General features: G+C 68.8%; 16 protein-coding genes. 7 read left to right on the forward strand and 9 right to left on the reverse strand.

What is annotated here, in order from left to right; genetic code table 11:
• Positions 1-60 precede the first annotated feature (60 nt).
• The 3 genes from ACFQVC_RS18930 to ACFQVC_RS18940 are packed head-to-tail and all read right to left on the reverse strand — an operon-like array spanning position 61 to position 3,359.
• Entirely contained in the window at positions 61-1,128 is a 1,068-nt protein-coding gene (locus ACFQVC_RS18930; protein WP_381831637.1) for a Zn-dependent alcohol dehydrogenase, read from the reverse strand.
• Between the two features lie 42 nt (positions 1,129-1,170).
• Positions 1,171-2,388: an acyl-CoA dehydrogenase family protein gene (locus tag ACFQVC_RS18935; RefSeq protein WP_381831638.1), complete on the reverse strand. Its 1,218-nt coding sequence runs from the start codon at positions 2,386-2,388 to the stop codon at positions 1,171-1,173.
• A 59-nt stretch (positions 2,389-2,447) separates the two neighbouring features.
• Complete coding sequence (locus tag ACFQVC_RS18940; protein WP_381831639.1) at positions 2,448-3,359, reverse strand: SDR family NAD(P)-dependent oxidoreductase; 912 nt, start codon at positions 3,357-3,359, stop codon at positions 2,448-2,450.
• Between the two features lie 86 nt (positions 3,360-3,445).
• On the opposite strand from ACFQVC_RS18940, the gene ACFQVC_RS18945 reads away from it, so the two are divergent.
• Complete coding sequence (locus ACFQVC_RS18945; protein WP_381831640.1) at positions 3,446-4,384, forward strand: cyclase family protein; 939 nt, start codon at positions 3,446-3,448, stop codon at positions 4,382-4,384.
• Positions 4,385-4,732: 348 nt separating this feature from the next.
• Here ACFQVC_RS18945 and ACFQVC_RS18950 read toward each other — a convergent pair whose 3' ends face one another.
• From ACFQVC_RS18950 to ACFQVC_RS18965, 4 genes are all read right to left on the reverse strand, one after another.
• The gene (locus ACFQVC_RS18950) at positions 4,733-5,257 is read right to left on the reverse strand and encodes an ATP-binding protein (RefSeq protein WP_381831641.1); all 525 of its coding nucleotides are present in this window, start codon (positions 5,255-5,257) and stop codon (positions 4,733-4,735) included.
• Positions 5,258-5,713: 456 nt separating this feature from the next.
• On the reverse strand, positions 5,714-6,574 hold the full coding sequence (locus ACFQVC_RS18955) for an acyl-CoA dehydrogenase family protein (protein ID WP_381831642.1): 861 nt from the start codon (positions 6,572-6,574) through the stop codon (positions 5,714-5,716).
• Positions 6,575-6,582: 8 nt separating this feature from the next.
• On the reverse strand, positions 6,583-7,746 hold the full coding sequence (locus tag ACFQVC_RS18960; protein ID WP_381831643.1) for an acyl-CoA dehydrogenase family protein: 1,164 nt from the start codon (positions 7,744-7,746) through the stop codon (positions 6,583-6,585).
• 13 nt (positions 7,747-7,759) lie between these two features.
• A complete protein-coding gene (locus tag ACFQVC_RS18965) occupies positions 7,760-8,950 on the reverse strand; it encodes an amidohydrolase family protein (protein WP_381831644.1) in 1,191 nt (396 codons plus the stop codon).
• Between the two features lie 192 nt (positions 8,951-9,142).
• On the opposite strand from ACFQVC_RS18965, the gene ACFQVC_RS18970 reads away from it, so the two are divergent.
• Positions 9,143-10,690: a class I adenylate-forming enzyme family protein gene (locus tag ACFQVC_RS18970; RefSeq protein ID WP_381831645.1), complete on the forward strand. Its 1,548-nt coding sequence runs from the start codon at positions 9,143-9,145 to the stop codon at positions 10,688-10,690.
• 169 nt (positions 10,691-10,859) lie between these two features.
• On the opposite strand, the gene ACFQVC_RS18975 is transcribed toward ACFQVC_RS18970, so the two are convergent.
• A complete protein-coding gene (locus ACFQVC_RS18975; protein WP_381831646.1) occupies positions 10,860-11,378 on the reverse strand; it encodes an EF-hand domain-containing protein in 519 nt (172 codons plus the stop codon).
• A gap of 368 nt (positions 11,379-11,746) precedes the next feature.
• Here ACFQVC_RS18975 and ACFQVC_RS18980 point away from each other — a divergent pair, with 368 nt between their 5' ends.
• Genes ACFQVC_RS18980 through ACFQVC_RS19000 form a run of 5 tightly spaced genes read left to right on the forward strand, consistent with a single transcriptional unit; the run spans position 11,747 to position 18,617 of the window.
• Complete coding sequence (locus ACFQVC_RS18980; RefSeq protein ID WP_381831647.1) at positions 11,747-12,187, forward strand: SseB family protein; 441 nt, start codon at positions 11,747-11,749, stop codon at positions 12,185-12,187.
• Complete coding sequence (locus ACFQVC_RS18985; protein WP_381831648.1) at positions 12,184-12,816, forward strand: hypothetical protein; 633 nt, start codon at positions 12,184-12,186, stop codon at positions 12,814-12,816. Before ACFQVC_RS18980 ends, ACFQVC_RS18985 begins: the two co-directional genes overlap by 4 nt.
• Positions 12,816-17,594, forward strand: coding sequence for a putative T7SS-secreted protein (locus ACFQVC_RS18990; RefSeq protein ID WP_381831649.1), 4,779 nt, complete (start codon positions 12,816-12,818; stop codon positions 17,592-17,594). Before ACFQVC_RS18985 ends, ACFQVC_RS18990 begins: the two co-directional genes overlap by 1 nt.
• Positions 17,595-17,627: 33 nt before the next feature.
• Entirely contained in the window at positions 17,628-18,062 is a 435-nt protein-coding gene (locus ACFQVC_RS18995) for a hypothetical protein (RefSeq protein WP_381831650.1), read from the forward strand.
• A gap of 36 nt (positions 18,063-18,098) precedes the next feature.
• Positions 18,099-18,617, forward strand: a complete 519-nt coding sequence (locus ACFQVC_RS19000) for a hypothetical protein (protein ID WP_381831651.1) — start codon at positions 18,099-18,101, stop codon at positions 18,615-18,617.
• Between the two features lie 51 nt (positions 18,618-18,668).
• Here the strand turns inward: ACFQVC_RS19000 and ACFQVC_RS19005 are convergent, their stop codons facing one another.
• Positions 18,669-19,460, reverse strand: coding sequence for a helix-turn-helix domain-containing protein (locus ACFQVC_RS19005; protein WP_381831652.1), 792 nt, complete (start codon positions 19,458-19,460; stop codon positions 18,669-18,671).
• Positions 19,461-19,594 lie beyond the last annotated feature (134 nt).

The raw sequence follows: 19,594 nt of genomic DNA on the forward strand, positions 1-19,594 counted from the left end.
CGACACAGCCCCGCGCCCCTTCGGGGCGCGACGGACCACACCGGACTTTCCCGAAGCCGGCTAGAACGTCAGCACCCCCCGCGCCACCTTCCCGCCCTCCAGATCCCGTACCGCCGAGGCGAACTCCTCCACCGGGTACGTCGCCGAGACCAGTTCGTCCAGCATCAGACGGCCGCCGAGATAGAGCTCGGCGTAGAGCGCCATGTCGCGCTGGGGACGGGTCGAGCCGTAGCGGCAGCCGAGGATCGACTTGTCCAGGAACATCGCGGCGGGCAGGAACGACGCCTCCGTCTTCGGTGAGGCCATGCCAAGCAGCACCGCCTGGCCGTGCCGGTCGAGGAGGTCCACCGCCTGCCGGATCAGCTCGGCGCGGCCCACGCACTCGAAGGCGTGGTCGACGCCGGTCGGCAGCAACTCCCGTACGGCGGACGGCACATCGTCCACCGCCGACGCGTCGATGAAGTGCGTGGCGCCGAACTGCCGCGCCGCCGCCTCCTTCACCGGGTTCGCGTCCACGGCCACGATCGTCGTGGCGCCCGCGAGCCGCGCCCCCTGCAGGACGTTGAGCCCGATGCCACCCGCGCCGATGACGAGCACGCTGTCGCCGCGCTCGACCCGGGCTCGGTTCAGGACGGCACCGACCCCGGTCACGACGCCGCACCCGATGAGCGCCGCCGACGTCAGCGGCACATCCTTGGGGATCTTCACGGCCTGAACGGCCTTCACGAGGGTCCGCTCGGCGAACGCGGAGTTGGAGGCGAACTGGAACACCGGCTCACCGCCCCGCGTGAACGGCTGCCCCGGCATCCCGATCGCCTTGCGGCACATCGTCGGACGGCCCCGGTCGCAGTCCGCGCAGGCCCCGCAACTGGCGAGCGTGGAAAGGGCCACATGGTCACCGGGCCCGACATGGGTGACCCCGGCGCCGACCGCCTCCACCACCCCCGCGCCCTCGTGCCCGAGCACCACGGGCACCGGGAACGGAATGGTCCCGTCGACCACCGACAGGTCGCTGTGGCAGAGCCCCGCGGCGGCGATGGCGACCTGGACCTCCCCAGGACCCGGCTCCCGTATCTCCAGATCGTCGACGACCAGCGGCTGCTTGCCGTCGAACAGGACACCCCTCATTGGACACCCACACCCCTCATAGGACCCGCCATAGGACATCTCTCACGACCGGGCGCCACCCTTGGGCTCCCTGGGGAGACCGAGCACCCGCTCGGCGATGATGTTGCGCTGCACTTCGTCGGAGCCGCCGTAGATGGTGTCGGCCCGGGTGAAGAGGAAAAGCCTCTGCATCGCGTCGAGTTCATACGCCCGCTCCTCGCTCCAGTCGTACGGCCCCACGGACGCCGGCACACCGCGCACCTGCACCGCCAGCTCCCCGAGCCGCCGGTGCCAGCCGCCCCACAGCAGCTTGGCCACACTCGGCGCACCCTCCGCCGGGCCCGAACTCCCCAGCGTGCGCAGGGCGTTCCAGCGCATGGTGCGCAGCTCGGCCCACTGGCGTACGAGGCGTTCGCGTACGACGGGATCGGTGACCGTGCCGCTGTCCACGGCCGTGCGCACCACGGACGCCAACTCCTCGGCGAAACCGATCTGCTGGACCAGAGTGGACACGCCACGCTCGAAGCCGAGCAGCCCCATGGCCACCCGCCAGCCGTCCCCCTCGGCGCCCACCCGGTGCTCGGTCCGGGCCACGGCCCCGTCGAAGAACACCTCGTTGAACTCGCTGGTCCCGGTGAGCTGCCGGATGGGCCGTACCTCGATCCGGCCCGGCTGGTCCATCGGCACCAGGAGAAAGGACAGCCCGTCGTGGCGGCGCGCGCCCGGGTCCGGGTCGGTGCGGGCGAGCACGAAGCACCAGTCGGCGTCCTGCGCGAGGGAGGTCCAGATCTTCTGGCCGGTGACGCGGTACGTACCGTCCCCCGCGTCCACCGCGACGGTCCGCAGCCCCGCGAGGTCCGAGCCCGCTTCGGGCTCGCTGTACCCCTGACACCACAGTTCCTCACCGCGTGCGATGGGCGGCAGGAACCGCTGCTTCTGCTCCTCGCTGCCGTACGCGAGCAGGGTCGGGGCGAGCAGGTTCTCACCGATGTGTCCGTAGCGGCCGGGGGCCTTGGCGCGCGCGTACTCCTCAGCCCAGACGACCTGCTGGGTGAGGGTGGCGGTGCGGTTTCCGTACCCTTCGGCGCCCCAGCCGAGCCCGATCCAGCCGCCGTGGCCGAGCTCCCGCTCCCAGGCCCTGCGCGCCTGCCCTCCTTCGTGCTCGCTGCCCGGACCGCCCTGCCCCCGCGCCCCGGCGAACGCGCCGCCGAGATGCTCGCCGAGCCATTGCCGGGCCTCGCGCCGGAAGCCCTCGTCCGCCTCCGCGAAACTGAAGTCCACGTCGCCTCCCTCGCCTTTCCCCAGGGAAGAACACCCCCTTCCCCAGGGAAGAGAACCCCCTAAGCGTTCGGCCGGTCCTTCTTCGCCGCCGCCTCCGCCATCGCCTTCAACTGCTCCAGGAGCGGCATCGGATCGACCCCCACCGTCCCCGGCAGGAAGTCCGCGATCCTCTCCGGTGTCCACGCTCCGTCCGCGTATCCCGCCCGCAGCTCCCGCGGCTGCGCCCACACCGCGATCTTCGGCCCGGCGATGGTGTACACCTGCCCGGTGATCTGCTCTTCCCTGGCCCGTTCGCTGAGCAGATAGACGACCAGGGCCGCCACGTCCTCCGGCTCCCCGATCTCCTTGAGCTCCATCGGCACATTGGCGGACATCCGGGTGCGCGCGACGGGGGCGACGGCGTTGGCGGTCACTCCGTACTTGTTCAGACCGAGCGCGGCACTGCGTACGAGCGAGATGATGCCGCCCTTCGCCGCCGAGTAGTTGGCCTGGGCGACCGAGCCCTGGTGGTTGCCCGAGGTGAAGCCGATCAGCGTGCCGCCGCCCTGCTTCCGCATCACCGCCGACGCGGCCCGGAAGACCGTGAAGGTGCCCTTCAGGTGGGTGGCGACGACGGGGTCCCACTCCTCCTCGGACATGTTGAACAGCATGCGCTCACGCAGAATTCCGGCGACGCACACGACTCCGTCGATCCGGCCGTACTCGGCGAGCGCGGTGTCGACTATCCGCTGGCCCCCGGCCATCGTCGAGATGTCGTCGGCCACGGCGACGGCCTCGCCGCCCGCTGCCACGATCTCCTTCACCACCGACTCGGCGACCTCGCTCGCGGGTTCACCTCCCTCGATGGAGACGCCGTAGTCGTTGACGACGACCTTCGCGCCCTCGGCGGCGGCCGCGAGGGCCACCGCCCGGCCGATGCCACGCCCGGCTCCGGTGACGGCGACGACCTTGCCTGCCAAGAAGTTCCCCACGTCCGGCCCCTTCCCGCGGTTTCTGACGGACCGTTAGATTCTACGGGTAGTCAGATGTGGGAACACAAGCCCTCAGGAGGCCCCGGATGCCATCACCGTCGTCACTGCCCCCGGAGTTCCATGACATCGCCAAGCGCGTGAACAACTGGGGCCGTTGGGGCGCCGACGACGAGATCGGCACCCTGAACCTGATCACGGACGAGGTGGTACGGGAGGCCGCGGCCGAGATCCGCACCGGCCACCGCATACCGCTCGCGCTGCCCCTCAAGGAGGACGGCGTGCAGTCCGGGATGATCCCGGGCCGGGTCAATCCGCTGCACACGATGGTGCAGATCAACCAGGAGATCTTCGGACCCGGCACGGTCGCGTGCAGCGACGACGCCGTGACGATGGGCCTGCAGGCGGCCACGCACTGGGACGCGCTCACCCATGTCTCGCACTCCGGCAAGGTCTACAACGGCCGCCTCGCGGACTCCATCACCGCCCACGGCGGCGCCGAGTTCAGCGGCATCGACAAGCCGCGGCACATCATCTCGCGCGGCGTCCTGCTCGACGTGGCCCGCGCCAAGGGCCTCGACCGACTGCCCGGCGATCACGCGGTGACACCCGAAGACCTGGACGAGGCCGAGGAGTTGGCGGGTACGAAGGTCGGGTCCGGCGACATCGTGCTCGTCCGCACGGGACAGATCCAGGTCTATCTCGCCGGTGACAAACACGGCTACGGCTATCCGTCACCGGGCCTCTCGGTGCGCACCCCGGAGTGGTTCCACGCCCGCGACGTGGCCGCGGTCGCCAATGACACCCTGACCTTCGAGATCTTCCCGCCGGAGATCGAGAACCTGTGGCTGCCGGTACACGCCCTGGACCTGGTCGAGATGGGGATGCTGCAGGGCCAGAACTGGTACCTCGAAGAGTTGTCCACAGTCTGTGCACAAGAAGGGCGCTACGCCTTCTTGCTGTCGGCGATGCCCGAGCCCTTCGTCGGCGCCACGGGCACTCCGGTGGCGCCGGTCGCTGTGCTCTAGCCCAGACTTGGCCCGCGTACGAACAAACCACCGGTGCGGGTGTTGACGTGCTCTGTCCGTTTGATCACGCTTGTGGTGAGCGATCCGCCGCGAGGGGACGCCGAGGCAGCAGTGACGGGGTCGAAGCCTTGGCGAGTGCGTTTCGTGTTCCGTTGGCGGCGCGCGATGTCGTGCTCGGGGTGGCATGAGCGCGCCGCCACACAGGCCCCGAGAGGCCGAGGGCCGACAACTACCGCAGCCAGAACCGCAGTTGAGGCCGTACACACCCGGCTGTACGGGACCGGCGACGGGCCCGGCTATACGGGACCGGCGACGGGCCCGGCTATACGGGACCGGCGACGGGCCCGGCTATACGGGATAGGCGACAGCCCCGCCGCCCCCGGCCACTCCCGCTGTCTCCACGCGCAGCACACCCGCGGACTCCACATGCCGGCCGCCCACGGTCTCCGCCGCCGGCTCGGTGACCGCCTCGCAGCGGTCCACCTCGCACCAGATGCGCTTGCCCGCGCCTTCCGACTGCCAGCCCCAGCGGTCGGCGAGGCCGTCGACGAGCGCGAGTCCGCGGCCGTCGGTGTCATCGCCCTCGGCCTGCCGGGGCCTCGGCGGCCGCGCACTGGTGTCGGCCACTTCGACGCGCACGGTGCCGGGACAGGACTCGGGGGCCCGGGGCAGCAGCATGCGCAGAACGGCGGGACAGCCGGTGTGCACGACGGCATTGGTGACCAGCTCGGAGATCAACAGCACCAACGTCTCGGCCAACGGCTCGTCCGCCCCTATACCCGATCCGGCCAGGCGCGACCGCGCCCACCTCCGGGCACGCCCCACCTCTGCGGGGTCGGGCCTGACCTCCGTCTGAACTTGAAGCACCTGCACCGCTCACACCATCCGAACCGGCGGACACATCGCCTCGTGTCTCCTCGGGGTCACGGAACGTGATTCCCGTACGAGACAGCATGGTTGACGTACAGTCACCCCAACAAGCGCTTCGGGCATATTCCAGCGCGAAGGAGTACGCGTGCGGCATACTGTGCGACGCGCGCTGCGGGGAGTCGAACAAGGAGGCGTTTGTCGCCCCCAAGCCCTGCGAGCGGCAGGCATCGCCGGTTGCGGAGGCACCGCAGGGGCCCCACCGGCAAGGTTCGGCTTCCGTACCACTCGCATCCCACGGAGCGTACCCGAGCGATGGCCCGACTCCATGACGTGACGAGTCACGCCTAGGACACAACCCGATATCGACGTTCCGTAGTCACTCTGTGCAGCGCTTCAGGGCAAACCCTGTGCCCATACGGACACTGGTTGTCCGTATAGGCACAGGCCGCGGGAACGCGACTACAACGCCGCGGCGAGCGCTTCCTCGCTCTCCCCCGCCGACGGCCCCAGCTCGGCGCGCAGCCAGGCGCGTTTGAGGTGCAGATGGACATCCGCCTCCCAGGTGAAGCCCATCCCGCCGTGCACCTGGAGACAGTCACGCGCATTGCGCACGGCGGCCTCGTCGGCGAGGAGCTTCGCCCCGGCGATCTCCAGGGAGTCGGCGGTGACGGCCGCCGCGTACACGGCGGCACGCGCCACTTCCGCCCGTACCAACATCTGCGCGCACAGCTGCTTCACGGCCTGGAAGGCGCCGATGGGCTGCCCGAACTGCGTCCGCTCGCGGGCGTGTTGAACCGCCATCTCGGTGGTGCGTGCGGCGCTGCCCAGCTGCTCGGCGGCGGCGAGCAGCACGCCGTGCGGCGATGGCGGCGGTCCCTGGGGGACGCGGTGGAGGGGTGTGAGCGGGTCGGTGGAAGTGATCGGTTCGGCCTCCCGCACATCGCCGCGTACGACGTCCGACGCGTCGAGCCAGGGCACAAGGGTCCCGGTCACGGCCGTGACGACGGCCTCGCCTGTGGCCGCTCCCGGCACGTCGCCCGCCGCCAGATGGGTCGCGACGAGCGGTCCGGGCAGCAGGACGCGCCCCGCCTCCTCGAACGCCAACACGGCTTCCGCAAGCCCGAGTCCGACACCGCCGTGCGACTCGGGCAGCCGCAGCGAGAAGAACCCGGCCTCGCCGAGCTCCCGCCACAGGTCCCGGTCGAGGTGTCCGGGCGAGTCCACGGCCGCACGCAGCGCGTCCCGCCCGAACCGCCCTTCGAGCAGCTCGCGCACCCCGGACCGCAACGCCCGCTGATCGTCGGTGAGTTGGAAGTCCACGGGAAACCTCACCGCCCCTTCGGCAGGCCGAGGATGCGCTCGGCCACGATGTTCTGCTGGATCTGCGAGGTGCCGGCGGCGATGGTGTACGAGAGCGAGGAGAGCCGGTCGAGGTTCCACTCGCGGCCGAGGTCGAGGCTGTCGGGCCCGAGCACCTCGGCGGCCGTGTCGTACAGCTCCTGGCGTGCGTGCGAGTAGCGGAGCTTGAAGACCGAGCCGCCGACGCCGGGGACGCCTCCGGTGCGCTGCGCCTCGCCGACATTCCACTGGGTGAGCCGCCACAGGGCGCTGAACTCGGCGTTCAGACGGCCGAGCCTGCGCCTGAGTACCGGATCGTCCCAGCGGCCGTTCTTGCGTGCCTCGGCGGCGAGTTGGCCGAGGGTGCGGCGGCAGGCGACGACCTCCCCCACGAAGGCCGTGCCGCGTTCGAAGGACAGGGTGACCATGGTGACGCGCCAGCCGTCGTTCTCGTCGCCCACCCGGTTGCCCACCGGCACCCGCACCTCGTCGAGGAACATCTCCGCGAACTCGGTGGAGCCCGCGAGGGTGCGCAGCGGCCGGATGGTGACCCCGGGCGCGTCCATGGGCAGCGCGAGCCAGGTGATGCCGCGGTGCTTGGGCACGGTCTCGCTCACCGGCGTGGTGCGGACGAGCAGTTCGCACCAGTCGGCGACCTCGGCGTGCGAGGTCCAGATCTTCGAGCCGCTGATGACGTAGTCGTCGCCGTCGCGCACGGCCCGCGTGCGCAGCGAGGCCAGATCGGAGCCCGCGTCGGGCTCGCTGAAGCCCTGGCACCACACCTCGTCGCCGCGCAGCACGGGCGGCAGCCAGCGGGCCCGCTGTGCGGCGGTGCCCTCGGCGGCGATCGTGGGCCCGGCGTGCAGCAGGCCCACGAAGTTGGCGCCGACGTACGGTGCGCCCGCACGCTCGGTCTCCTCCAGATAGATCAGGTGCTGGGTGGGGGTGGCCCCCTGCCCGCCCGCGTCGACGGGCCAGTGCAGGCCCGCGTACCCGGCGTCGTACAACCGCCGCTGCCAGCCCAGGTCATAGGCCCTGCGCCCTGGCCAGTCGGCCGGGTCCGGCCTGGGCGGCAGCTGCGGCAGGGTGGCGGCGAGCCACTCGCGCAGCCGCGCCCGGAACGCTTCCTCTTCCTCGCTGTAGGTGAGGTCCATGCCCGTGGCCCGGCTACTTGTCGAAGTCCAGGTCCAGCATGCGGATGGCGTTGCCCCGCATGAGCTTGTACACGGTCTCGTCGTCGAGCCCCTTCACATGGTCGAGGGCGACCTCCTTGGTGTGCGGGAAGGTCGAGTCGACATGCGGGTAGTCGGTCTCGAACGTGGCGTTGTCGACCCCCACGGTCTCGATCGACTCGACGCCGTGCTTGTCGCGGAAGAAGCAGCAGAAGATCTGCCGGTAGTAGTACGAGGACGGCGGCTCGGGGATGAGATCCTTGACGCCGCCCCAGGCCCGGTGCTCCTCCCACACGTCGTCGGCGCGCTCCAGGGCGTACGGAATCCAGCCCATCTGCCCCTCGCTGTAGGCGAGTTTGAGCCGCGGGAACTTCACCAGCACCCCACTGAACAGGAAGTCCATCATCGAGGCCATGGCGTTGTTGAAGCTGAGCGAGGCCTGCACGGCCGGAGGCGCGTCCGGTGACGCGGCCGGCATCTGACTGCTGCTGCCGATGTGCATATTGACGACGGTCCCCGTCTCCTCGCACGCCGCGAAGAACGGATCCCAGTAGCCGGAGTGGATGGACGGCAGTCCGAGATGGGTCGGGATCTCGGAGAAGGTGACGGCCCTGACGCCGCGCGCCGCGTTCCGCTTGATCTCCGCGACGGCCAGGTCGATATCCCACAGCGGGATCAGGCAGAGCGGGATGAGCCGGCCCCCGCTGTCCCCGCACCACTCCTCCACCATCCAGTCGTTGTACGCCCGCACGCAGGCGAGCCCGACCTCCTTGTCCTTGGCCTCGGCGAAGGTCTGGCCGCAGAACCGCGGGAAGGTCGGAAAGCAGAGCGAGGCCTCGACATGGTTGATGTCCATGTCCGCCAGGCGCGCCTTCGGGTCCCAGCACCCCCGCCGCATCTGGTCACGTGTGATCCCCTCAAGGGTCATCTCGTCACGGGAGAAGCCGACGGCGGCGATATTCCGCTTGTACGGGGACTTGAGGTCTTCGTAGATCCACCAGTCGGTGGGCGGACCGTCCGGGTCCATGGTGATGACGTACTTGCCGCCGATGTACTCCAGCTCCCCGATCCCGGCGGTGAGGTGCTTGGGCCCACGGTCCTGGTACTTCTTCGGCAGCCAGGTCTCGAAGAGGTGCGCGGGTTCGATCACATGGTCGTCGACACTGATGATCCGAGGCAGTTCCATGGGGGTCCCCTCACCTGAGCCTGAAGCGGTCGTCCTGTCCTAGTAGGAGTGACCGCCCGGCACCCGTTTCTGATGGGTCGTCAGATAGAGGCTAGCCCTCGCACCTCTGGACCGACAAGCCATGGAGCCCTACGCTCTGCGACAATCTGACAGCCCGTCAGACATCGAGGCAGGACCGCGGAGGGCTGGGGAATGGGCGGGACAGCACACGAGTTGAGCGACTCGACCACCTTCTGGAACCTGATACGCCGCCGGGCCGAACTGACCCCCGACCGCCCGGTCCTGATCCAGGCGGAGGCGGACGCGGCCGATGACCGCACCCTCACCTTCGCCGGGCTGCGCGACCGGGCCGAGCGGGTGGCGGCGGGCCTGTACGAACGGGGCGTACGCCCCGGCACGGTAGTGGCCTGGCAGCTCCCCACCCGCCTGGAAACCATCCTGCTCTCCGCCGCCCTGGCCCGCCTGGGCGCAGTCCAGACCCCCGTCATCCCCTTCTACCGGGACAAGGAGGTCGGCTTCGCACTGCGCGAGTCCAAGGCCGAGTTCTTCGCGACGCCGGGCGTATGGCGGGGCTTCGACTACCCGGAGATGGCGCGCAGGCTCGATGCCCGCGGCACCTTCGACGCGTACGCCACACTCCCCGAGGCCGACCCCTCCGCGCTGCCGGCCCCGCCCGCCGACGGCACGGACGTCCGCTGGATCTACTGGACGTCGGGCACCACATCGGACCCCAAGGGCGTCCTGCACACGGACCGCTCACTGATCGCCGGCGGCTCCTGCCTGGCCCACGCCCTGCACCTGTCGTCCTCGGACGTCGGCTCGATAGCCTTCCCGTTCGCACACATCGGGGGCCCGGACTATCTCGTCATGCTGCTCCTGTACGGCTTCCCGGCGGTGCTCTTCGAGAAGTTCGCGCTGCCGGACGCCCTGGACGGCTACCGGCGCCACGGAGTGACGACGGCGGGCGGTTCGACGGCCTTCTACTCGATGTTCCTGACGGAGCAACGCAAGGCGCCGGAAGGGAAGTTGATCCCTTCCCTCCGGCTCCTGGCCGGCGGCGGCGCCCCGAAGCCGCCGGAGGTCTACCACGCGGTCGTACGCGAAATGGGCTGCCAGCTCACCCATGGCTACGGCATGACCGAGGTCCCCATGATCACGATGGGCGCCCCCGACGACACCCCGGAGAACCTGGCCGCGACGGAGGGCCGCCCGCCCGCCGGGATGGAGATCCGCATCACGGACCCCGAGGGCAAGCCGCTGCCGCCGGACACGGACGGGGAGGTACGGCTGCGCGGAGAGGCGGTCTGCAAGGGCTACCTCAACCCGGCCCAGACGGCGGAGGCCTTCGACTCGGACGGCTTCCTGATCACGGGCGACCTGGGCCATGTGAAGGCTTCCGGCCATCTGGTCCTCACCGGCCGCTCCAAGGACGTCATCATCCGCAAGGGCGAGAACATCTCGGCGAAGGAGATAGAGGACCTGCTGCACCGGCACCCGGCGGTGGGCGACGCGGCGGTGATCGGACTGCCGGACGCGGAGCGCGGGGAACGGGTCTGTGCGGTGATCGAACAGCCCACGGGGGCGCAGGAGTTGACTCTCTCCTCGATCACGGCCTATCTCCGCGGGGAGGGCCTCTCGACCCACAAGCTGCCGGAGCAGCTGGAGGTGGTGGAGGCCCTGCCGCGCAATGAGACGTTGCGGAAGGTGCTCAAGTACAAGCTGCGGGAGCGGTACGCGTAGGGGTGCTTGGTACTTGGCGCAGGTCGGCCGTGACTTACGCGCCGGGCGTGAGGGTGGTGACCTACGCGTCGGGCGTGAGGGTGGTGACCTACGCGTCGGGCGTGAGGGTGGTGACCTACGCGCCGGGCGTGAGGGTGGTGACCTAGGCGTCGGGCGTGAGGGTGGTGACCTACGCGTCGGGCGCGGGAGTGGTGAAGTACGCGGCGAAGGCGGTGAGGATCTCGTCCTCGGAGATCCGCCCGTCACCGTCGGTGTCGAGGGCGGCGGCAGCGGCCGCGGCGATCTCGGCGTCGGCGCCGAGCACCTTGAGCACCCGCTCGGCGGCCTGCGGGGTCGCTCCCCTGCCGTCCTGGTCGGCGACTGCGACGACGGCCTTCAGGAACGGCCGGGCGATCTCGGCGAACCGCTGCGGGCTGTCACGCAGCCGCTTCACCGCGCCCGTGACGAACTCCTCACGGGTCACGCGCTGGTCCCCGTCGACATCGGCGATCCCCGCCATGCCCTGCCAGAACGCCTCAGCCCCGATGTAGAGCGCCTGCCCCTTGTCACAACGGGCCGTCGTACCGAACTCGGCAAGCACGGCCTTCGCCGCGGAGCTGAAGTCCTCGCGGTCGATATAGCCGTTGCCGTCCTGGTCGAAGCTCGCGAAGCGGGCGGCAATCTTGCGCTCGTACTGTGCGCTGTCCATCTCTCGGCCTCACTGATCAGGTGGGTTGCAGTGCGTTCAGGACGGAGCGTACGTCGCGGGGCGAGTCCAGGGCCCTGAAAGTCACGGGTTCGTCCCGGGTTGTATCAAGACCGCAGAGAAACCGCGACAGTCCCCTCGACAGTCCGCTTCCGGCCAGCGTCCCTCCCCGCCGATCTCCGCCCGAAACGCGAAGCCCCTCACGGGAGAGGGGGGTCACAAGGGCCGGGTGAGCCATTTCACGCCACGCAGGCCGACCCCCCACGGGCACCCCTGTCCGGTTCTCGGACCCTTCGGTTACGGTGCTTGGTCGCGTCTGCAATGAGTCTTTGCGTACGCACTGAACGGATGAGCTACGGGGGTGGCCGGGGGTGGCCGGTGTGCGGGCTGAGGTGTTGGCACGTCAGCTGACGGACCTTGCAAGAAGCGGGGAGGGGGATCTCCGTTCCCTGGTCGGCGAGTTCCGGCGCAGCGAGGTGCTGGTGCCGGTGGCGGACGGGGCCGTGCTGTCCGTCGCGATCGGTCCTGTGCGCTGGCTGTTCGCCTTCACGGGGATGGAGACGCTCGACCGCTTCGCCGCGCAGCGTCCCGAGAAGGTCGACGAGTGGCTGCCGGTGTTCGGCGCGCGCCTCCTGGACCAGGTGATTCCCGCCATCGACGGCCCGGTCGGTATCGCGGTGGACGCGGGCAGCGAAGCACCGATGGTGCTGCCGCCGGTGCAGGGGATCGTCCCGGACGCGGTGGCGGTGGATACGCCGGCAGCGGATACGACGGCAGTGGATACGGCTACGGCCGACGGGGGTGCGGCGTGAGCTCGGGTGACGGCTTCCGGGCCGATACGGACGCGATGGCCCAGATCACCAAGGGCATCAATCTGGCGATGGACGAGCTGAAGGAGCTCGGCTTCGACGTCGAGGCGAATCTGGGCCGCGGCTTCGACGAACTGGAGCTCGCGGGCCTGGAGGTGGGCGACAAGGGCCTGCAGGAGACGTTCGGGGACTTCTGCGAGCGATGGGGCTGGGGCATACGGACCCTGATGCAGAACGCCAACAAGTTCGCCGTGGGCCTCGACCTCTCGGCAGGCATGTACCACGAGCAGGAGCAGTACCTGGGAAACACGTTCAAGGGCGTTCTGAACCAGGTCGGCGGCAATCCGTACGCGACGGAGGAGGAGATCCGGGACCAGTCCTATACGGACGCGATCGTGGGGGCCACGCCGTACGGCCACATCAAGGACGCGGACTACAGCGCGGAGTCGATCGTCGAAGGTCAGCGGCAGGCTGACGAGGCCTGGTCGCAGGTCGGCCAGGACTTCCAATCCTCCCCGTGGACGCCCTGGCAGGACAACACGGAGTGGCAGTGGGACGGCCCGCCCGGAGCGGAAGCGGCCCCCGAAGGGACGCCCGAAGAGGACGCCACCCTGATTGAAGGTGAGCGCTGATGGGCTTCGGTGACGCGCTCAACAGCATCGGTGACGCAGCCGATGGCGCCATCGACACGGTCAAGGAGAAGACCGGAGAGGCGGTCGGCTGGGCCGCCGACAAGACCGCGGACGGCCTCGGCGCGGTGGGCGCGGACTCGGCCGCGGAGGGCGTACGCGACGTCGGTGAGGGCGTCAACAACCGCCTCGGCGGCGATGTGGCGGAACGCGGCCTCGGCGAGAGCGAGGACCCGAAGGAGCTCATCCACGGCAGTGCCCCGGCGATCGAGAAGCGGGCGGGGCAGCTGAAGGACTTCGCCGCGGCGTTCGAGAAGGTCGGCCGCGGACTGGCCGCCCTCGACTCCGGTGCCTGGCAGGGCAAGGCGGGTGACGCCTTCCGCGAAGCGTGGGACATGCAGCCCATGGAGTGGCTGAAGGCCGCCGACGCCTGCGAGGACGCGTCCAGCGCCCTGCGCAGGTACGCCGAGACGGTGGAGTGGTCGCAGGCGCAGGCGGTCGCGGCGATCGAGACGTTCAAGAGCGCGCAGAAGACGACCCAGTCGGCGGCGCAGGCGCACGACGCGCGAGTGGCCGAGTACGAGACGGCGGCGACCGACTACACCCGGCTGGCGATGACGGGTGCCGACCCGGGCCCCGAGCCGACCGCGCCCGGCGACTTCAAGGACCCGGGTGCGGCGGGCCGCAAGGAGGCCCAGGAGATCCTCGACGAGGCGCGCCGTCAGCGCACCGAGGCGGCCGGCGACGCACGCCGCCGCGTCCAGAGGGCCCTCGAAGCGGCTCCGCCGAAGCCGGAGTTCATCGACCGCGTGGGCGCCAACTTCACGGACGGCGTCCAGTCCCACGCCATGAACCTCGCCCACTTCGGGGCCGGCGCGCTCAAGGGTCTGGGCGAGACGGTGGCCCTGGCCCGCACGGTCAACCCCATCGACCCGTACAACCTGACGCACCCCGGCCAGTGGATGAGCCAGATGCAGCTCCTGGGCGCCGGACTCGCCGGGACGGTGGCGCATCCGGAGCGGCTGCCGAAGGCGTTCATCGGGGCGGGCTGGACCAGCGATCCCGGAGAGGCGCTCGGCAAGTTCGCGGCGAACCTGATCGGCGGCAAGGGCGCGGGCGGCCTGGCCAAGACCGCGGGCAAGAGCGCCGTTTCGGGGGCGGCCCGGAGCACGGTCCGGGAGTCACTCGCACAGGCGGCGAAAAGGCTGAAGTGCCGCATCTTCGGTGACCCGATCGACATCGCCACGGGCCGCATGCTGCTCCCACAGACGGATGTGTCGCTCCCGGGCCGCCTTCCGCTGCTCTTCACCCGCCGCTTCGAATCCGCGTACAGATCGGGCCGCTGGTTCGGCCCGTCGTGGTCCTCAACGGCCGACGAGCGCCTGGAAATCGATGCCGAGGGCGTCATCTTCGTCCGCGAGGGCGGCTCGCTGCTGGCCTATCCGCACCCTGCGCCGGGCGTCCCGGTCCTCCCCTTCGAGGGCGACCGCTACCCCCTGGTCGTGGACCCGTACGGCGACTACTCGGTCATCGACGAGGAGCACGGCCGCGCCTGGCACTTCGCGGGCCCTGGCGGCGACGGCAACGGCATCGCCCTGCTCGCCCAGATCACGGACCGCTCGGGCCAGTACCTGACCTTCGACTACGACGCGGAGGGCGCCCCCACGGGGATCACGCATTCGGCGGGCCACCGGCTCCTAATCACCACCGAGGGCGCCCGTATCACGGCCCTGCACTTGGCGGGCGGGGCTCCGGACGGCGGCGACCAGGAACTGGTCCGCTTCGGCTACGACACGGACGGCCATCTCGCGTCGGTGACCAACTCCTCCGGCCTGCCGACACGTTTCGCGAACGACGCCCTGGGCCGCATCACCTCCTGGACGGACACGAACGACTCGACGTACAGCTACGTCTACGACGAAAGGCACCGCTGCACCTCTCAGTCCGGCCAGGAAGGCCACCTGGCGAGCACGTACACGTACGACACGACGGACCCGGAAACGGGCCACCAGGTCGTCACGGCAACGGACTCGCTCGGCCATACGACGCGCTTCCTGGTCAACAGCCAGTACCACGTGGTCGCGGAGACCGGCCCGGACGGCGCCACGACGTACAAGACATACGACGAGCAGGACCACGAACTCACGGCGACCGACGCGCTCGGCCGCACGGTGAGTCAGGCGTACGACGCCGCGGGCCGCCCGACGATGGTGGTCCGCCCTGACGGCTCGTACACGAGCGTCGCGTACGACGACTTCGGCCTGCCGACGGTGATCGCACAGTCGGACGGGCGCTGCACGTACCAGGAGTTCGACGAGTACGGGAACCACCTCTCGGTCACGGATGCCGCTTCGGGCACAAGGACACGCTTCACGTACGACGCCCACGGCAACCTGTCGGGCATCACGGACGCCCTGGGCGCGACGACGGCTGTCCGCTGCGATCCCGCGGGCCTGCCCCTGGAGATAACGGACCCGATGGGCGCTGTCACGCGCTATGAGAGGGATGCCTTCGGCCGTCCGGTGACGATCACGGACTCGCTGGGCGCGGTGACGCACCTGGAGTGGACGGTCGAGGGTCGGCTCTCCCGCCGCACGGGCCCCGACGGCTCGACGGAGTCCTGGACGTACGACGGCGAGGGCAACTGCCTGACCCACACGGACGCGATGGGCGCGGTATCGCGTTTCGAATACACCCACTTCGACCTGCTGTCGGCCCGGACGGGCCCGGACGGCGTGCGCTACGCATTCGAGCACGACACCCAGCTACAGCTCCGCAAGGTCACCAACCCGCAGGGTCTGACGTGGACTTACGACTACGACCCGGCCGGCCGCCTGATCGCGGAGACGGATTTCGACGACCGCACGCTGACGTACGCGCACGACGCGGCGGGCCGGCTGACTTCACGTACGACGGCGATGGGCGACGTGATCCGCTTCGAACGAGACATCCTGGGCCGCACGGTCCGCAAGGACGCCGCGGGCGCGATCACGACGTACGACTACGACACGACGGGCGCCCTCGCGCGGGCCGTGAACCAGGACGCGGTCCTGGAACTGGAACGTGACGCGGCGGGCCGGGTGCTGTCGGAGACGGTCAACGGCCGGACGCTGACGTACACGTACGACGAGCTGGGCCGCCGGGTGGACCGCAGGACCCCGGCGGGCGCGGTGAGTTCATGGACATACGACGCGGGTGGGCGCCGGACCTCCCTGCACACTTCCGGCCGCACGATCTCGTTCACGCACGACGCGGCGGGCCGGGAACTGTCCCGCACGCTGGGCGAGTCCCTGACCCTCACGAACGCATACGACCCGGCGGGCCGCCTGACAAAACAGGACCTGTTCGGCCCCTCCAACGACCCTGTGCAGAGCCGCAGTTACACCTACCGAGCGGACGGCAACCTCACCGCCATCGACGACGCGCTGAACGGCTCCCGCAGCTTCGACCTGGACGCGGCGGGCCGGGTGACGGCGGTGCGCGCGGAGGGCTGGACGGAGACGTACGCCTACGACGAGGCCGGCAACCAGACGGAGGCGTCATGGCCATCACGGATGCCGAGCCAGGAGGCGACGGGCCCGCGTTCCTATGTGGGAACCCGCATCCGCACGGCAGGCGGAGTCCGCTACGAGCACGACGCGGCGGGCCGAACCATCCTGCGCCAGAAGCCCCGCCTGTCGCGGAAGCCGGACACGTGGCACTTCTCGTGGGACGCGGAGGACCGGCTTACGTCGGTGGTGACGCCGGATGGGGTTCGGTGGCGGTATCTGTATGACGCGCTGGGGCGGCGAATAGCTAAGCAACGGCTCGCTGATTCCGAAGTGGTCGCGGAACAGGTCGACTTCACTTGGGACGGGACGACGCTTTGCGAGCAGACGAGCCGCGCTTCCGGTGCCCCGGAGTCGGTATCGCTTACGTGGGACCACGACGGGCTCCGCCCGCTGACGCAGAGCGAACGCAAGATAACCACGCATCACGCTGATGCTCAGCAGTCAGAAATCGACGAACGTTTCTACGCCATCGTCACGGACCTCGTCGGGGCGCCCACGGAACTCCTGGGCGAGCAGGGTGAGGTCACTTGGCGCGCCCGCACGACCCTCTGGGGCGCAACGGTATGGAATCGGCGGGCAACCTCCTACACGCCCCTCCGGTTTCCAGGTCAATATTTTGATCAGGAAACCGGGCTGCACTACAACTACTTTCGTAGCTACGATCCCGAATGCGCCCGCTATCTCACCCAAGACCCGCTTGGACTCGACGCGGCGCCCAATCCTGTTACATACGTCAGCAACCCCCACGCCTGGATCGACCCACTCGGACTTAGCCCGTGCCCTCCCAGGGGAGAAGCATCAAACCCCTTCCAGTACAGGCAAGACGCAGAACGGGCAGTCTTCGAAGCCGCGGGCGTCCCGCACGGATCAACTCCCGACGCAGAGTGGACAGTTACTGGAAATAGGGACCTCAAGCATGCACCGGGCTACACATATTCAAGCAACCCCACACACTGGGGCCACTTCAGACAGTTCGAAACACCCTCGGGGTCTCGAGTCGTAGTGGAGCACACCTTCGACAAAGCGGGCCCGCACTTCCATGCCGGATCTCCCAAGGGGATGACCCTGGAAGAGCAAATGAGGTCCTTTGTTAATTTTGGATGGGATAACGCCAGGACGATTCGGCCGGACGGCACGGTAGGATACCCCGAGAACATGGAGAGGTACGCAAAGATTAACAAACAAGGAGGGGACCACCACTTCTTTTACCAGGAAGGTTGGGGATCTTAGACTCCTCGACATAAATAGCTTCCAGGAGCAACTGTGACTCAGGCAGAACAGGCCCTCAAGGAAAAGATCCGATCGGGAAACCTTGAAGTGGTGGAGATTTACCGGAACCAAACCGGACCAACAATCGAACAGGCCTGGATGAAGATGGCCAACATTGATGTGGAGCCCGTTGACACCGTCCCGCTGAGTAGCTCCGATCTTGCTCAAATCACTCAGCTCTGGCTGAACCGCGCTCAGGCCGGCGGAATCATCGAAGATGACGGCACCTTCCTGCTCACCGCCGTCACTACCGGCAGCTCTGGTGTGGGATGGGTCCGAGTGCGTCTCACTCCCGACACCGACATGTCTCGCCTCACCGATGACCGAGGCAACATCGAGTTCATCGCTCGCTCAAGTGATGGCAAGAGCATTTGCGGAGTCACATCCGAGGAGTACGACTACTGGGTTGTCCTCATCTCGAACCCATAAGCACCTCAACAGAACCCCTGATGGACTATTTCCAGAATGCTGCACGAGATCGAAGACATAGAGCATGAACGTTTGCGGCTCCACCGCAAGCCGACAGTGCAGGATGCGCCGCCAGTGCTCTGCGCGTTTGACGTGCGAACCAACGATCCGGTCGAGGAATTCAGTGGCCGCTTGCGGTCTGTACTTGACATCGCCCTGCAGTTGGCAGTGTCACAGCCCTTCGATGGCGAGGACCTGCCCATCGACTCCATTCCCGAGTGGTTCAGATCCGCCAGCCGCGGTGCAGACACAGCGATTCCAGGCTTTGCCGAGCAGGGAATGCGCGGTTACGCCTCGACCGTGTCCGAGCAGCGATGGGACTTGCAGGAGTGGCTGTACCAGTTCGACCCGGAGTCCGAGTTCCGCGGCTGGTCGTGGTGGGATCTCACGGTCTCTGGTGACCGGGAGGCGCGCATTTGGGTGGACAGTTGGGGTGAGTCGTTCTTTGCCTGCAATGAGCTCGGTGGGCTGCGTTCGTCTCGGGTGCCGAGGAGGTCACCGGGCCCAGCATTGTGAGGGCTGATGAGTGGGTTTCTGCCACTGGCCGATGAGAGGCGCGAACCGCCCCTAATCCGGAACCCGACTGAACCGCTCCAACGCCGCCTTACTCGTAGACGTCTCCACGAGCAGCAACTCCCAAGGCCCCGAGTTCACGTCGAAGTCCTTGCCGAAGCCGATCCACTTGCCCGCCATGCGGCGGCCTGTCGGTTCGATCAGCATCTGGATCGCTCCGTGGTAGCGGGCGCCCTGGTAGTAGCCCTCGCGGGCCGTTTGTTCGGTCCAGGTGCCCGTGACCACGTTGCGGTCCAGGGTCAGGTCGAGGGACAGCGGGCTGTCGGGGTTGGCGGAAGCGCCGGGCAGGCTCTGGCCGGTCAGCCGGGAGCCGTGCTGGAGCACCACGACGTAGTGCTTGCCCTCGTACGTCTCGTCACGGCCTGAGCTGTAGTACTCGTAGCGCGACAGCCAGATACCGGAGTAGTTCTCCGTGGCCGCAACTGCGGCCGCCTGCACGGCAGTTTGCGAGGTGCCGCCCGCTGCGGCGACGCCCTCCGGATCGGCATCCACGTCATGACCTCCCTTTCCATCCGCGTGCACCCGCGCCACGGGTACCGGCAGTGTGAAGCCGAGGGACTCCACCGGGCGTCCCGTGACGCGTTCAAGTGCTCGGGCGTAGACGGGTCGCGGCGCCCGGCTGACGCCCGCCTCCCAACGCTGCACGAGCCGCTTGCTTGCGTCATTGGGCTCCCCCAGCTCATCACCGGCCCGACGCAGGGCCTTGGCCAGGTCGTCCTGGCTCAGGCGCAGGCCGATTCGGACAGCCCGCAGTACGTCGTTCGGCGCGTGCACCTCAGTCGTCATGCCATCGACCGTAGCGCCGGACGGCCCCCAATGACACCGGTTTGACGCCTTCGAGTGACGCCCGAATGACGCCTTCCGTGCCGTCGCAGCGGTCACCACGGCTCCGGACCATGGTTCACACATCCCAGGGCCCA

Origin of the sequence: Streptomyces monticola (genome assembly GCF_042665355.1) — a bacterium.
Classification (GTDB): Bacteria; Actinomycetota; Actinomycetes; order Streptomycetales; family Streptomycetaceae; genus Streptomyces; species Streptomyces monticola.